The following is a 15,623-nucleotide window of genomic DNA, read 5'->3' as shown; positions in this document are numbered from 1 at the left end:
GCAAGTCGGTATTACCCGATATTACCGTACCGGCTTGGCAATGGCTTTACGCAATCATGCTTTACACAATCACGCCAAGGGCAGATGTCTCATGATGTCTGATGCACCGGACACGACTAAGCCGTTCGACTACGCAACGGCATTCAGCCGGACGATCGGCTGGATAACCGCGACCGAGCAGGCGAAGCTTCGTTCCAAGCGCGTGGCGATCGCCGGACTCGGCGGTGTCGGCGGCAGCCATCTGTTGACCCTGACCCGACTCGGCATCCAGTCGTTCAACCTCGCGGATCTCGACCGTTTCGGCACGGAAAATCTCAACCGGCAGGCCGGAGCGTTCCAGTCGACCATTGGCCAGCCCAAGGTCGACGTCGTGTCCCGGATGGCGCGGGATATCAACCCGGATCTGGACATCAACAAGTTCCCCCTCGGCGTCACCGTCGACAACATGGAGCAGTTCCTGTCCGGGGTGGATCTGTATGTCGATGGGCTGGATTTTTTCGTACTCGATATCCGTGCCAAGCTGTTTGCCCTGTGTGCCGAGCATGGCATTCCGGCGGTTACCGCGGCGCCGTTGGGCATGGGTGCTGCGGTGCTGGCGTTCCTGCCGGGTCAGATGACATTCGAAGAGTATTTCCGGCTGGAAGGCAAAACGACCGACGAGCAGCTGCTGCGCTTCATGGTGGGCTTGGCGCCTGCCGTGCTGCATCAAGGCTATCTGGTCGACCCGTCTGCGGTGGACCTGGTCAACCACCGGGGACCATCGACGCCCATGGCATGTGAAATCTGCGCCGGGATAGCCGGTACCCAGGCGCTGAAGATCCTGCTTGGCAGGGGCGAGGTGCTTGCGGCGCCTCATGGCCTGCACTTCGACGCCTACCGCAACAAGCTCGCACGCACGTGGCGGCCGGGGGGCAACAACAATCCGCTGCAACGACTGCTTCTGGCCGTGGCGCGCCGCCGTTTCATGCGCCACTAAACCATACGCACAGACCAAGTGGGCGAAGAAAGAGAATCCGATGACTCGCCAACTGGCGGATCACCTTTTTTCAAAAGCATGCCGGTTTTGCCCGGTGCGTCAGCAGCGGCGTGGATGTCGTGAAGCCGGCGGAATCCTGCAATGACGGCGCAAGACTCTCGCGGGACCACGCCGGAATATGCAGGCAACGTCTTGCTACACTCAGCCCACCTTGGAAACCGAGGGGTGTCTCGTCATGCAGCGGCTCAGGATTGATTTGATCGCGGCGGCGCGGCCCAACTTCATGAAGGTCGCGCCGCTGTTCCATGCGCTGCACGAGCAGTCGTGGTGCCGCTTGCGCCTGGTGCACACCGGCCAGCATTACGACGAGAACATGTCGGAGGCTTTTTTTCGTGACCTGAAGTTGCCGCCGCCGGATCTGCACCTGGGCGTGGGCAGCGGCAGCCACGCGAAACAAACCGCCAACGTGATGCTCGCCTACGAAGAGGCCTGCGCTGCGGATCGACCGGATCTGGTCGTGGTGGTCGGGGATGTCAATTCGACGGTGGCCTGCGCTCTGGTCAGCACGAAGCTGCATATTCCCGTCGCGCACCTGGAGGCCGGGTTGCGCAGCGGCGACCGCCGGATGCCCGAGGAAATCAACCGGCTGGTGACCGACACGCTGGCGGACATCCTGTGGACGCCGTCGCCGGACGCGGACGAGCACCTCGCCGCCGAAGGCGTGCCGCCGGAAAAGATCACCCGCGTCGGCAACATCATGATCGATTCCTACGAACTCATGCGCGAGCGCATCGATGCCGCTGGCGAGCGGCGCCGGCTCGGGCTGGAGAATCGCGCATACGCGGTGGTGACCCTGCACCGTCCCTCCAACGTGGACGCAGCCGCGCCGCTCACGGCGCTGGTCAATCAACTGATCCGCATGGCGGTCAGATTGCCGCTGGTGTTTCCGGTGCACCCACGCACCCGCAAAAACCTGGAAGCCTTCGGCCTGTGGTCGAAACTCGCCAACGCGCCCAACCTGCAAGTGATCGAGCCCCTCGGTTACGTGGACTTCATGAGCCTGGTGTGCGGTGCGCACCTGACCATCACGGACTCGGGTGGTATCCAGGAGGAGACCACCTATCTCGGCATACCCTGTCTGACATTGCGCACCACGACCGAGCGGCCAATCACGATCACGGAAGGCACCAACCGGTTGGTGACTGCCGCCGAGCTGCTGCCAGCGCTGGACGAGATTCTCGCCGGTCGCTGGCCGCGTGGTCGCAAGCCCCAACTTTGGGACGGACATACCGCGGCGCGCGTGGCGGCCGACATTCGCCGTCGCCTGCTGGGCGTACCGCCTCGCGTTGCCGAAGCAACGGCCGTTCCCGTAGCCGCCAACCGGCGTACGCTGGGCAATGCCTGAACCCGGGAACGGGCATATGTCCGGTTGAGCGCAGACAACCGCGCGGCGCGCCAGGGGTCGTCCAGATATGCACGTCATCATCATCGCCAGTTACTTGACCGCCGCCGCCGCGTTCCTTGCCGGTACGGCGCTGCTGGGCGTCAGCTGGCGCGGTCAGCGCACGGGTGCCTTGCTGATCCTGGCCACGATGGTCTCGGTCCTGTGGGGCGTGTTTCTGGCTTACACCGAGTGGCAGCGTGCGGTGGCGGTCAACTGGGTGCTGCTGGCCGAGGTTCTGCGCTACGGCGCCTGGATCGTTTTCGTGAGCGCCCTGTTCAGCGCTTGGCCGATGTCCGGCCTGCTGCGCGGCTTGCACGTTGTCGCGCATGCACTCTGGGTCTTGCTCGCGCTCTACTGCCTGGGGCCGGTGACGGGTTTCCCGCACGCGATCGGGTTGCCGTTCAGCGCCAGCGTACCGCTGATCGGCATGCTGCTGCTCGCCCTTACTGGCGTGGTGTTTCTCGAACAGATCTACCGCAACGTGAAACTGGAACAACGCTGGGCGCTCAAGTTTCTGGTGATTGCGCTTGGCCTGCTGTTCGCCTACGACATCTTTCTGTATTCCTACGCGGTGCTCTACCGGCAGTTCAACGTCAGCGCGTGGGCGGCGCGCGGCTTCATCGATGCCTTGTTGGTGCCGCTGTTGCTGGTGGCGGCGGCGCGCAACCCGCAGTGGTCGCTGGACGTGGGTGTGTCGCGGCGCGCGGTGTTCTATTCGACGAGCCTGCTGGTGGTCGCGCTTTACATCATCGCCACGGCGCTCGGTGGCTATTACGTGCGCCTGTACGGAGGCGACTGGGGCCGGGTGGCGGAAATCACGCTCGTCTGCTTCGCGCTGCTGCTGGTGCTGCTGATCGCGTTCTCCGGTCAGGCGCGCTCGCGCCTGCGGGTATTTCTGCACAAGAACTTCTTCAGTTTCCGCCACGACTATCGTGAGGAATGGCTGCGGCTGACCGCTACGCTGTCTGCCAGCGACACGGAGTTGCCGCAGCGCGCGGTACGCGCGATCGCGCAGATCATGGACAGCCCGGCCGGCGTGCTGTTCATGCACGGCGAAGCCGATGAATTCGTGCCGGAAGCACGTTGGAACATGCCCACGCCAGCCGGCCTGAAGCTTCCGGCCGACATGCCGGTGTTCGGGCTCATGCGAACGCGCCGGTGGATTTATGACTTGAGCGAACCGCCACCGCTGGGTGACGAACAACTGCGGGCGCCAGCCGAATTGACTGACCTTCCGCGCGCGTGGCTGCTGGTGCCTCTGGTGCTGGAAAACCGGCTCGTCGGTTTCGTGGTGCTGGCGCAAGCACGCGCGCGCCGCGCGTTCGATTGGGAGGACATTGATCTGCTCCGGGCAGCCGGTAGTCAGGTGGCCGGCATCATGGCGCAGGCGGCCGATGCCCGGCGCCTGGCCGAGGCGCGCCAGTTTGAAGGCTTCAACCGGCTCACCGCGTTCCTGATGCACGACCTCAAGAACCTCGCAGCCCAGCAATCGTTGCTGCTGCAGAACGCCGAACGCCACAAGCACAACCCGGCGTTCGTGGACGACATGCTCGCGACCGTGGCAAATTCAGTGCAGCGCATCTCGCGCCTGCTCGAGCAGTTGCGCGGCGATGTGGCACCGGCCAAACACGGTCGCGTGTCACTGGCGGCGGTGCTCGACAAGGCGCTCGACGAGTGCCGCGCGCAGTCGCCGCGGCCGGAGTACCTGCCGGTCACGGACGACCTGTGGGTGCAGACTGATACCGAACAGCTGGCCACGGTGCTCGGGCACGTGATCCGCAACGCCCAGGATGCAGCGCAGGCCCATGGTCATGTCATGCTGAGAGTCAAGCACGAATCCGGGCACGCCACCATTGAAATCGAGGATGATGGAGCTGGCATGGATGAGGATTTCATCCGCAATCGGCTGTTCAAGCCATTTTTCACCACCAAGGCAAGCAAGGGCATGGGCATCGGCGCCTATCAGGCTCGCGCGTATGTGCATTCGTTGGGCGGAACGATGCGTGTGAACAGCACCCCGGGCCAAGGCAGCGTATTCACGATTCAGTTGCCGCTGGCCGAGTCCGCCGAGGTTGCCCTAGTGGCTGACAAGCCGCAGGCCGCGCCATGAGCCAGAAGCAGCGCTGCCTGTTGATCGTCGAGGACGATGTCGGCCTGCAGCGCCAGCTGCGCTGGAGCTTCGAGGATTACGACGTGGTCATGGCCGGTGATCGGCCGACCGCGCTCGCCCTGCTGCACCGCCATGAGCCAGCGGTGGTGCTGCAGGATCTGGGCTTGCCCCCGGACGCCACCGGCACCTCCGAGGGCTTCGCCACGCTCGCGGAAATCCTGCAGGACGCACCGCACACCAAGATCGTCGTGGTCACCGGCAACGGCGATCGTGACAACGCGGTCAAGTCCATCGGCTGCGGCGCCTACGATTTCTGCTCCAAGCCACTGGAGCTGGAAGTCTTGCGCCTGATCGTGGATCGCGCATTCCGGGTGCACGAACTGGAGGCCGAGAACCGCAAGCTCAGAAGCCAGCCGACCACGGTGCTCGAAGGCATCGTTGGCAGCAGTGAACCCATGCTCGATGCCTACCGGCTGATAGAGAAGGTCAGTCCTTCCAGCGCCACCGTCCTGCTGCTCGGCGAAACCGGCACCGGCAAGGAGGTGTTCGCGCGCGCGGTGCACCGCCTGAGTACGCGGCGCGACGGGCCATTCGTGGCAATCAACTGCGCAGCCATTCCTGAAACCCTGCTGGAAGCCGAGCTGTTTGGCCATGAGAAAGGCGCCTACACCGGTGCGCACAAGCAGACCAAGGGCAAGATCGAACTGGCGGTCAACGGCACCCTGCTGCTTGACGAGATTGGCGACATGCCGTTTGCGCTACAGGCCAAGCTGCTGCGGTTTTTCGAAGAGCGGGTGGTCGAGCGCATTGGTGGACGCGAACTGATTCCGGTGGATGTGCGCATCATCTGCGCGACGCATCAGGACCTGCCCGCACTGATCAGTGCGGGGCGCTTCCGCGAGGATTTGTTTTACCGCATCAGCGAAGTGACCATCCGGCTTCCGCCGCTGCGTGAACGTGCCGGTGACATAGCGCCCCTGGCACGGCATTTTCTCGAGCAGGCGGCCAGTCGCCACGGCCGCGCAGTCCACGGTTTTACCGCCAAGGCGCTCAAGGCAATCGAGGCGTGCCCGTGGCGCGGCAACGTGCGCGAGCTGGAGAACGCCGTCAACAGCGCAGTCATCATGGCGGACGGGAAGCAGATCGAGCTGAAGGAGTTGCACCTGGGTGCGGCCGGCAATGATATTCTGGACTTGCGCAAGGTACGAAACGACGCTGAAAAACGCGCGATCCAGCGAGCCCTGACCCAGGCCGGTGGCAATCTCTCGCATGTCGCTGGCTTGCTCGGGATCAGCCGCCCGACGCTCTATGATCTTCTGGACAAGCATGGCTTGAAAAAGCCTACCGATGCAGATTGACCCCGCGCGTGGCGCGTGGCGAACTGAGGGTAAAAATATGCGCCTGATCGAGCTGAACACGCGGATCGTTCGTTACGGCTTGGCGTTGCTGTGCGCCACCTTGTCGCTGAGCGGCTGCGGCCTCACCAGTGGACATGGCAGCGTCGATGCCGGCATCAAACACCAGGCCAACGGAGAGTATCGCGCGGCCTACATCGAGGCCAAGAAGGTCCTGCAACGCGACAGCAAGAACGGCGAGGCCTGGCTGCTGCTCGGGCAAGCGTCGCTGATGCTCGGCAATCCAAAGGACGCCCTGAGCGAGCTGCAAAACGCCGGGGCGAACGGGGTGCCGGCAGAACGTTGGGCGGTACCCATGGGACGGGCGCTGCTGGCGACACAGCAATACGACAAGTTGCTTGCAACCCTGACTCCCGACAAGCCCTACGAGTCCACGGTCAAAACACGTGTAGCTGTGCTGCGAGGCGACGCCTATCGTGGGCTCAGGCAGTTCGACCAGGCCCGGCAAGCGTACACGGCCGTGCTGCCAGCGGACCCGAAGAACCCTGGCGCGTTGGTGGGACTGGCCCAGTTGGCGGCCATCGGCAACGACCCGGACTCCGCCGGCAAGTACGTGCAACAGGCATTGGCCGCCGCGCCGGACAATCCGCAGGCCTGGGTCGCGAAGGGTGATCTGGCGTTCGACAGCGGCGATTTCGCCGGCGCCGAAGCGGATTACCAGAAGGTGATGGGCTTCAAGAACCCTGACTGGTTGCCGCAAGAGCGCTTCTACGCATTGACCCGGCTGGCCAACGCACAGGCGCAGCAAAACCAGTTCGACAAGGCGCTGGCCAACATCCAGACGCTGGAAAAAATGTCGCCGCAGCAACCGTATCTGCACTATCTGCACGCCGTGGTGCTGTACAGGCAGGGACATCTGGACGCTGCGGTTTCCGAGCTTCAGCAGGTGCTCCAGGTGTCACCGGATAACGCCCGGGCGCAACTGCTCATGGGTGCAGTCAACTACGCGCAGGGCAACTACGGCCAAGCGGAAATGTACCTCAGCAACGCCATGGGCATGGATCAGAAAAATGTCGATGCCCGCAAGTTGCTGGCGCTCACGCTCTACCGCGAAGGACGCTCGCGCCAGGCGTTGGATACACTTCGGCCGGTCGCGCCGGGCACACCGTCCGACACCGAGTTGCTGGCGCTGTTGGAGAGAGCCGCCACCGCGGGTGCCGGTTCACCAGGGACGGTAGCCGCCGCAACCAGTGCAAGCCATCCGTCTGACGCCCAGTTTGCACGCGCCGGCAACGCTCTCGCCGGCGGAAATGAAGTGGAAGCGATCCGCCTGCTGCAGGAGGTTCCCGCGGGCAATGCCTCCACCGAGGCGCGCCGCAACAGCCTGCTGGTCATGACCTACGTACGCGAGCAGCGCCCGGCCGAGGCAGTCAAGGTGGCGGCCGCATATGCGTCCAGCAATCCGCGCAACAGCGACGCGCACCTGCTGTACGGAACCGCGCTGGTCGCGGCCGGCCAGCACGCCGAAGCACGCGCCCAATATTCCGAGGCCTTGAAGCTGGACCCGGAGAATCTTGCCGCGCTCCTGAGCCTGGGCAGCCTGGATTCACTGGAAGGCCACCACGAAGCTGCCGCCAACCGCTACGCAATGGTATTGAAGAAGGACCCGCGTAACACGGCGGCGCTGACCGCGCTCGGTCAACTCGCTGTGCTGCAGGGTGACAAGGCGGAAGCCGCCAAGCGATTCAGGCAGGCCATCGACGCGGCGCCGAAGTCCACCACCGCGTATATCGCATTGGTGGTGCTGTACAGCGAAAGCGGCAAATTCGACGAAGCCGTGAGCACGGCCAAACAGCTGGTGGCTGCCAACCCCGACAACCCGGCGGCGCTCAATGCCCTGGGGTCGGCGGAACTCAATGCCGGCCGTCACGGCGAAGCGTTGAAACCGCTGCAGCAAGCCGTGAACCTGGCGCCACAGGTGCCCTTGTACCGCACCAATCTGGCGCGCGCGCAGATCCTCGGCAAGGATACGAAGGCTGCCGAAGGCAATCTCGATGCGGTGATCAAGACCGATCCGGGTCAAGTGACGGCCGTGGTGATGCGGGCATTCCTGAAGTCGCAGGACCACGATCTGGCAGGTGCCATTGCCCTCGCGCAAATGCTGCAGAAACAACCCGCCACCCAGGCAGCGGGCCTCTCGCTGGAAGGCGACCTGTACATGGCGAACAAGTCTTATCGCGAGGCCGCCCAAGCCTACCAGCAGGGACTGAAGCTCCAGTACGAGCGGCCGCTGGTGGTCAAGAGCTTCCTGGCGCTGAGCGAAAGCGGGGTCAACGCGCCGGAAGGCGTACTGCGCGACTGGTTGGCCAAACATCCGGACGACGCCGCCACCCGCCTGCTGCTGGCCGACTACTACCTGAACCACACGCAGAACGCGCTGGCTGCCGGAGAGTACGAGCAGGTGTTGAAGACGTATCCGTCCAATATCGACGCACTCAACAACCTCGCCTGGATTTACACGGAGCAAAACAATCCCAAGGCGCTGGCACTGGCGGAGCGGGCGTACAAACTGGCGTCTGGATCGCCGGGCATTGCGGACACCTATGCCTGGGCGCTGATCGCGCACAACCAGCCCAAGACCGCGCTGCCGATCCTGCTGCAGGCAGCCAAGGCGGCACCCAAGGCATCGGCGATTCAATATCACCTGGCCGTGGCCCAGGCGCGCACCGGCGACCATGCCGGCGCGCGAAGCACGCTCGCCGCACTGCAAAAATCCGGCGCCGATTTTCAGGGCAAGCCAGCCGCGGAAAAGCTGTATCGCGAGTTGACCGGCGTAGCCGCCAAGTAGGCGGAAGCCATCGGCGGTTTCGCGCTCTTACCGATTTCCAATAAGAAAGCCCAGAAGAACCAGTCCAACTCCGATGGCCCAACCGGTGATGAGCGCAACCATGAGCCGACCGATCCGGATGCTTTGCAGACGCCAACACAGATCGCTCAGCAACCACCACAGGCCGGTGAAGACGGCAAGCGCAAAAAAGCCCCAACCCAGATGACCGGACGACCACAAGAAGTCATTCATGGGGAGGTCACGCCTTCTGCAACGGCAGTTTCGCCGGCCCAGACACGATCGCCCGTGCGCACCAGCAGTTTCACGGCGGGCGGCAGCTCGAGCACCACGGTGCTCCCCAGCAAGATCCGGCCGATCCGCTGGCCGCGCTCGATCTGCTCGCCCTCCCGGACCCAAGTCTCGATACGCCGCGCCGCCAGGCTGGTAATCAAGCGCACCGCGACTTGTCCGGCATCGGTCGCAATCACCAGGCGCTTTTGTACCGGACAGGATTTCTCACGGAGAAAAGCAAACTCCCTTCCCTCTCCGTCCATGAAGCCGTCGCCGTGCGATTCCACGCTGAGCACCCTTCCGGACACCGGGCTGCGCTGCACATGCATGTCCCAGAAACTGAGCGCAATCACCAGATAGCGCACTCCCCCGTGTACCTCCGCACTGGTCACTAGCCCGTCTGCCGGGGCCAGCATGCTGTTGCCGGGAGGCGCAATACGCTCCGGATCACTGTAAAAATGGCGCAAAAACGCACGCTGAAATCCCCCCTGCTCCAGCCACGTGCGGATTTGCGATTCCGGCCAGCGTCTTCGCGGTGGAAGCCAGCGCCGTATCAGCGGCGACGGATACGGGAAATAAAGCGCCCAGAGCACGATGGCCACGGCCACCACGCACAAGATCACGATTTGCAGAATAAGTATCGTCATTGCGGATTGGACATCATGTCTGGCTTCCTGCTGGCGACAAGCCGTGCAACACAACGAATACTCAAGATCGACCCCCGTTCAGATGTGGATCGCATCCGTAAACTACTGTAAATCCAATGGAGCGCTCGCTGGGTGTGAGTCAGCGTAGGTATCCAAACTCCGGCCTACCTCGTTCTGGCGCCGGACAAAAATCAGACGCAATGGCGCGTTGCGTGAACTGGTTCACGCTCCCTGGATTTCTTCACTCTATTTTCACCGCTGATTCAGAAGCAGCCCGCTAACTGTCAACGGTAAAACCGTGTTTCCACCTTGACGACCGCGTTTCGCGAACGGGAAGCGGGCTCTGCCGGACGTGCTGCGTGGTTCTCAAGGCGTAACGCAAATTATGCGCCAGGCGTGGCGGGTCATGGAGGAGCCGTGACATTCAAAGAACCGCCAGCGGCACCCGGGCTTGATCGGCAACTTCGCGGGAGCAACCAGATCGTCAGCCAATGGCCGCATCTGTCGATGCAGCCTGACGCAGGCGACCGCTCCGGGACATTCTGGTGCGGCAACACAAGACGGCAGGATCACAAACTGATGCGTATAAGCGACCAAGCCGTACGGTTCAACCAAGAAAACTGGCTTGGTAAGACCGCTGCGAAGATGCTGTGTGGGTGCGCAGGCTGCGTGTTGATGCTCGGTGCGGTGACGGCACGAGCGGGAACCGTGGTGACGGACAAGGTGATCAGCACGGTCGCGCAGGCGCAGACCAATGTTCCCGTCACCTTCGGCCAGGTCTTCAAGGCTGGCGACATACCCCAGGGCGAGACGGTTACCGCCACCCTCAATGGCCAGCCGATAGCCTTGCAGGTGGACAGCAAGGCTACCCATCCCGACGGCAGCTTGCGCCACGCGGTGCTGACAGCGACGGTTCCGACGCTGCCGGGTAATGCAACCTTAGCGTTGACGCTCTCCGCAGGGCCCGCGCCAACGGTGACCGGGCTGGACCAGCCCGTCAGCCTGTCGCAATTGCTAGCGACAAGCTACGACGCCAACGTATCGCTCAACATCGGCGGCCGCAAATACAGCGCAAATGCCCGCGCACTGTTGCAGACGGCCAGCAACACGAATGCGTGCAAGCCGTGGGGCACCCAATGCAATCAGTGGCTTTCCGGCCCCCAGACCAGCGAGTGGATCGTTAACGGCCCCGTGACGGCGGCGGATGGCACGACCAACCCGAACTTGAGAATCTACTTCGCGGTGCGAGCCTACGCAGGCGGCTCGCATGGCACCGTGCGCCAAGTGCAAACCGATGTCATCGTGGAAAACACCGCGGCCTACACGCCGCAGGCGCAGCCGCAATACACGGCGACCCTGACTTCCGGAAACGAGGTTTACTCCAGCCCCGCGCTGACGCATTACGCCTACACGCGCTGGCACCAGGTGCTGTGGTGGAACCATGTCCAGCCACAGGTCTACTTGCAGCAGGACACCGGGTACATTCAGGCGAGCAAGGCGGTGTCGCGCTACATGCCGTTGACGCCCGACGAGAAGTTTCTGGCCGGCTTGCGCCAGACCTGCGCGCCCCTGGATCACTGCGACCAGACCCAGAAGATGCACATGACCGGGGCACAGGCAGCGATCGGTCCGCTGCCGCGCTGGACCAGCGTGTACATCATCGACCCGGATGTACGGGCCTACAACTGGATGCTGGCCAACACCGATGCGCTGGGTGCGTATGACATCCACTACCGGGATGCGGCGACCGGCTGGCCGGTCAGCATCCAGAAGCACCCTTACATCACGACCGCGGCCTGGGGCTACGCGCAAGGCGTGGCGCAGCAACCGATGACGGGATCCGCGGCCAACCAGGCGAAGATTGCTGCCTACCGGCGTGACCTGCTGCCGAACTGCGTGAACAACGCGGTGGTGACGGGGTGCACCACGGGGTATTACGGGACGGGAAGCCCAACGCTGTGGGACAACGCGCACCAGCCGGCGCAGGCATACGTACCGTACATGGTGACGGGTTCGTACTATTACATGTCTGAATTGGCCTTTGCCGCCTCGCGCAACCAGCTTTCGCCGAATCCCGTTTACCGTGGTTACTCGCAGGGATTGATTGATGACAGCTACAGCCAGGTGCGCGGCAAAGCCTGGGTACTGCGCCAGATGGCCGACGCGGCGTGGTTGTTGCCGGATAGCTACCCGCTGAAGGCGGAGTTCAACGCGAGTGTCAATAACTCGCTGGCGGACTGGAATCAGAAGTACGCAAACAATCCAGGCGCCAACCCGCTGGGCCTGGTGGATAGCGGCCATAGCTACAGCATGAACGGCGGCACCAGGAACGCGATGGCGCCATGGATGCACAACTTCTTCACCTGGTCGGCGGGTCACGCCGCGGAGCTGGGCTTTGCGGGTGCTGCGCAACTGCGTGATTGGCTGGCCAGATTCGAGATTGGCTTGATGACCGACTGGCAATCCAATTCCACGCAAGGGTATTGCTGGCTGGAAGCCTCGGCCTATACGTTGGTGGTTACCGAACCCACTGGGCGGACCTACCTGCCGTCGTACAGCGCCATATATGCGGCGACGTTTCCGAGTCTGGTTGGGCTGGCCTGCAATTCGCCGGCGATGGTCGCCGCGATGGGAACCCTGGAGGGCCAATCGTGGCAAGCGGGCCAGATGCACGGCTATGCGTATTCCTATACGGGCTATCCGGCCAACCTGCAGATTGGGTTGGCTGCCGCTGCCGATAGTGCCGTGCCCAACGCTCACCAAGCGTGGAGTCTGTTTGAATCGCGCAGCGTGAAACCCAGCGGCACCACCTCCTACAACAACTACCCCAACTTCGCCGTCATCCCGCGGTCCGTCCAAGCCGGCACAAGCACGGCGCCGCCGACCATGCCGCCGCCGGCCACGACTCCACCACCAGCCACGACGCCGCCACCAAGTACGCCACCGCCAACGTTGCCGCCGTCACCGATCGCGGCACCGCCAAAAACCGAACCGCCGTTCCCGCCGTCACAGCCCGTGGATACCCAACCAAAATCCGTCGGTCCCGTGTTCGGCCTGTTCGGTGGCGCAACGACGAGGGCCAACGCGGACAAGCCTGGATTCATGGAGCGTGCCGTGAATGAGGTCTGCAGCCGGGTTGCCCTGTTTTGCGCGCGGTTTCTGTCCGCCGATTGGTTCAGCCCGCCGGTCCGGAGCCCGGGCGCATCGACACCAGCCACCAGCAAGGCCCCCATGCGGGCGTACCCATCGCGGGCAACGGGTGGCGTGGCGTCAGAACTTGCCCCGCACACCACGATCGCCTCGAGTGGCACGGTGCTGCGCACCGTTCCCGCCATGGTGAAAGTTGCGTTGCCACCGTGTCGGGAGGGAGACAGTGCGGGCGGGCGGCAGGCGGTGAATTCGGATTGCCGGGTGAAGCCCACCGGGATGATTTACCGGACCGCGCTGAAGTAGCCGCCTGTCACGAAATGGGTGTGCCTGTAGCCAAGCCGGGGACCATCCCCGGCTTGGCACATTCTGGGTGTAGCATCTGACGCGACCCGCGTGTGTCCGGCAGCCGCGGTGCGTCCAGGCTCCGCTCCGATACGAGCCCCGACACGCCACTGCACCTGCATCTGGACGATTGGACGGTACGGAGGTTGGCACGATGGCAACGAATCTTCGCAGCCGATCCAGCTCAGACGACGTGCTGGATGCGCTTGGCCACTTCGCCGTCAGCACGCTATGCGTGGTCGGGATACTGATGCTCGGAACGGCGGCGCACGCGGCTACCGTCGTCACCGACAACATCCACAGCCTGGCCAAGCAGGGGCAGACCGACGTTCCCGTCACCTTTGGCCAGGTCTTCAAGAGCGGCGACGTGCCAAGCGGATCGTCACTGACGGCCACACTCGGCGGCCAGCCGGTCATGTTGCAGGTGGACCCGAAGGCGACCAACCCGGATGGCAGCTTGCGCCATGCGGTGCTGACGTTGAACGTGCCTGCACTGGCGGCCGGGGCGAAGTTGCCACTGGTGCTTTCGACCGGGACGGCCGCATCGGCAGCACCCATTACCGTGGCGCAGCTGCTGGCGACCGGTTATGACGCCACGGCATCGATCCCCATCAGCGGCAAGATCTACACGGCCAGCGCGCGTGCGGCGTTGCAGGCAGCTGACACGGCGAAACAATGCAAGCCATGGAATCGCCACTGCGATGTGTGGTTGTCGGGTCCGCTCGCGAGCGAGTGGGTGGTGAACGGTCCGGTGACAGCTTCCGATGGCACCACCAACCTCAATCTGCGGATCTACTTTGCCATCCGCGCGTATGCGGGAACGATGCCAGGCAGCGTCGGGCGAGTGCGCACCGACATCATTGTCGAGAATTCCGATGCGTTTTCGCCACAGGCACAGCCGCAATACACGGCGACCCTGACGTCGGGGAGTGCGAGCTACACGAGCCCCGCACTGACGCATTACGCCTACACGCGCTGGCACCAGGTGCTGTGGTGGAACCATGTCCAGCCACAGGTCTATTTGCAGCAGGACACCGGGTACATTCAGGCGAGCAAGGCGGTGTCGCGCTACATGCCGTTGACGCCCGACGAGAAGTTTCTGGCCAGCTTGCGCCAGACCTGCACGCCCCTGGATCACTGCGATCAGACCCAGAAGATGCACATGGCGGGCGCACAGGCAGCGATCGGTCCGCTGCCGCGCTGGACCAGCGTGTACATCGTCGACCCGGATGTGCGGGCCTACAACTGGATGCTGGCCAACACCGATGCGCTGGGCGCGTATGACATTCACTACCGGGATGCGGCGACCGGCTGGCCGGTCAGCATCCAGAAGCACCCTTACATCACGACCGCGGCCTGGGGCTACGCGCAAGGCGTCGCGCAGCAACCGATGACGGGCTCCGCGGCCAACCAGGCGAAGATTGCTGCCTACCGGCGTGACCTGCTGCCGAACTGCGTGAACAACGCGGTGGTGACGGGGTGCACCACGGGGTATTACGCGACGGGAAGCCCAACGTTGTGGGACAACGCGCACCAGCCGGCAGAGTCCTACGTGCCGTACATGGTGACAGGCGACTACTACTACATGTCCGAACTCGCGTTCGGCGCTTCACACAACGAGATCTGGTCAAACCCGGTTTATCGTGGGCTCTCGAAAGGCCTGATCGATGAGAGTCACGCCCAGACGCGAGGCAAGGCGTGGGTACTGCGTGAGATGGCGAACGCGGCATGGTTGTTGCCCGATCACCATCCCTTGAAGGCCGAGTTCAACGCCGATGTCGAAAACTCGCTGGCGGACTGGAATCAGAAGTACACCAACAACCCGAACGCCAATCCGCTGGCGGTGATGGACAGCGGCGCCACTTACCCCGTGGTAAACGCGCAGAAGGAGCGCACGGGGGAGAAAGGCATGGCGCCGTGGATGCAGAACTTCCTTACCTGGTCGGCGGGTCACGCCGCGGAGCTGGGCTTTGCGGGTGCGGCGGAGTTCCGCAGTTGGCTGGCCAAGTTCGAGATCAGCATCATGACGGGTTGGCAATCCAATCCGACCCACGGCTTTTGCTGGCTGGAGGCTTCGGCTTACAACTTTGTGGTGAAGGACGCCAACGGCAACTGGATAACCAACTACGAGGCGGTGTACGCGGCGACGTTTCCGAGTCTGGTCGGGCTGGCCTGTAATTCGCCGGCGATGATCGCGGAGATCGGCAAGCTGGAGAAGCAGCCGTGGCAGGCAGGTAAAATGGTGGGCTATCCCCATTCAAGTACGGGCTTCCCTGCGAATTTACAGATTGGCTTGGCATCGGCGGCTGACAGTGGCTTGCCCGACGCGCACGAGGCGTGGCGTCTGTTTGAGTCGCGCAGCGTGAAACCCAACGGCACGACCGCCTACAACAACTACCCCAACTTCGCGATCCTGCCGCGCTCCCTGACGCAGTGACCCATCGAACTGCTTCTGCACAACGCCCCTGCTTGCCACAACCT

General features: G+C 63.4%; 9 protein-coding genes. 7 read left to right on the top strand and 2 right to left on the bottom strand.

The genetic code is table 11. From position 1 onward, the window contains the following. Positions 1 to 91: 91 nt before the first annotated feature. From ABIE04_RS16050 to prsT, 5 genes are all read left to right on the top strand, one after another. The gene (locus ABIE04_RS16050; protein WP_354552466.1) at positions 92 to 976 is read left to right on the top strand and encodes a ThiF family adenylyltransferase; all 885 of its coding nucleotides are present in this window, start codon (positions 92 to 94) and stop codon (positions 974 to 976) included. Between the two features lie 235 nt (positions 977 to 1,211). Then, the gene (gene wecB, locus ABIE04_RS16045; protein ID WP_354552462.1) at positions 1,212 to 2,381 is read left to right on the top strand and encodes a non-hydrolyzing UDP-N-acetylglucosamine 2-epimerase; all 1,170 of its coding nucleotides are present in this window, start codon (positions 1,212 to 1,214) and stop codon (positions 2,379 to 2,381) included. A gap of 67 nt (positions 2,382 to 2,448) precedes the next feature. After that, complete coding sequence (gene prsK, locus ABIE04_RS16040) at positions 2,449 to 4,530, top strand: XrtA/PEP-CTERM system histidine kinase PrsK (RefSeq protein ID WP_354552458.1); 2,082 nt, start codon at positions 2,449 to 2,451, stop codon at positions 4,528 to 4,530. Beyond that, on the top strand, positions 4,527 to 5,888 hold the full coding sequence (gene prsR, locus ABIE04_RS16035) for a PEP-CTERM-box response regulator transcription factor (RefSeq protein ID WP_354552454.1): 1,362 nt from the start codon (positions 4,527 to 4,529) through the stop codon (positions 5,886 to 5,888). The genes prsK and prsR overlap by 4 nt, the downstream gene beginning before the upstream one ends. A gap of 37 nt (positions 5,889 to 5,925) precedes the next feature. Continuing rightward, positions 5,926 to 8,733, top strand: a complete 2,808-nt coding sequence (prsT, locus tag ABIE04_RS16030; RefSeq protein ID WP_354552449.1) for an XrtA/PEP-CTERM system TPR-repeat protein PrsT — start codon at positions 5,926 to 5,928, stop codon at positions 8,731 to 8,733. Positions 8,734 to 8,760: 27 nt separating this feature from the next. On the opposite strand, the gene ABIE04_RS16025 is transcribed toward prsT, so the two are convergent. Both ABIE04_RS16025 and ABIE04_RS16020 read right to left on the bottom strand, forming a co-directional pair. Continuing rightward, the gene (locus ABIE04_RS16025) at positions 8,761 to 8,964 is read right to left on the bottom strand and encodes a hypothetical protein (RefSeq protein WP_354552447.1); all 204 of its coding nucleotides are present in this window, start codon (positions 8,962 to 8,964) and stop codon (positions 8,761 to 8,763) included. Next, the gene (locus ABIE04_RS16020) at positions 8,961 to 9,650 is read right to left on the bottom strand and encodes a phosphatidylserine decarboxylase (protein WP_354552445.1); all 690 of its coding nucleotides are present in this window, start codon (positions 9,648 to 9,650) and stop codon (positions 8,961 to 8,963) included. Before ABIE04_RS16020 ends, ABIE04_RS16025 begins: the two co-directional genes overlap by 4 nt. 417 nt (positions 9,651 to 10,067) lie before the next feature. On the opposite strand from ABIE04_RS16020, the gene ABIE04_RS16015 reads away from it, so the two are divergent. Beyond that, positions 10,068 to 13,103 carry a hypothetical protein gene (locus tag ABIE04_RS16015; RefSeq protein WP_354552443.1) on the top strand — a complete coding sequence of 1,012 codons (3,036 nt, stop codon included), beginning with the start codon at positions 10,068 to 10,070 and terminating at the stop codon, positions 13,101 to 13,103. 193 nt (positions 13,104 to 13,296) lie between these two features. After that, on the top strand, positions 13,297 to 15,579 hold the full coding sequence (locus ABIE04_RS16010) for a hypothetical protein (RefSeq protein ID WP_354552440.1): 2,283 nt from the start codon (positions 13,297 to 13,299) through the stop codon (positions 15,577 to 15,579). The last annotated feature ends 44 nt before the right edge of the window (positions 15,580 to 15,623 follow it).

The organism is Rhodanobacter soli, from assembly GCF_040548735.1.
Lineage (GTDB): Bacteria > Pseudomonadota > Gammaproteobacteria > Xanthomonadales > Rhodanobacteraceae > Rhodanobacter > Rhodanobacter soli_A.
This window is presented reverse-complemented; position numbering and strand designations above follow the sequence as displayed.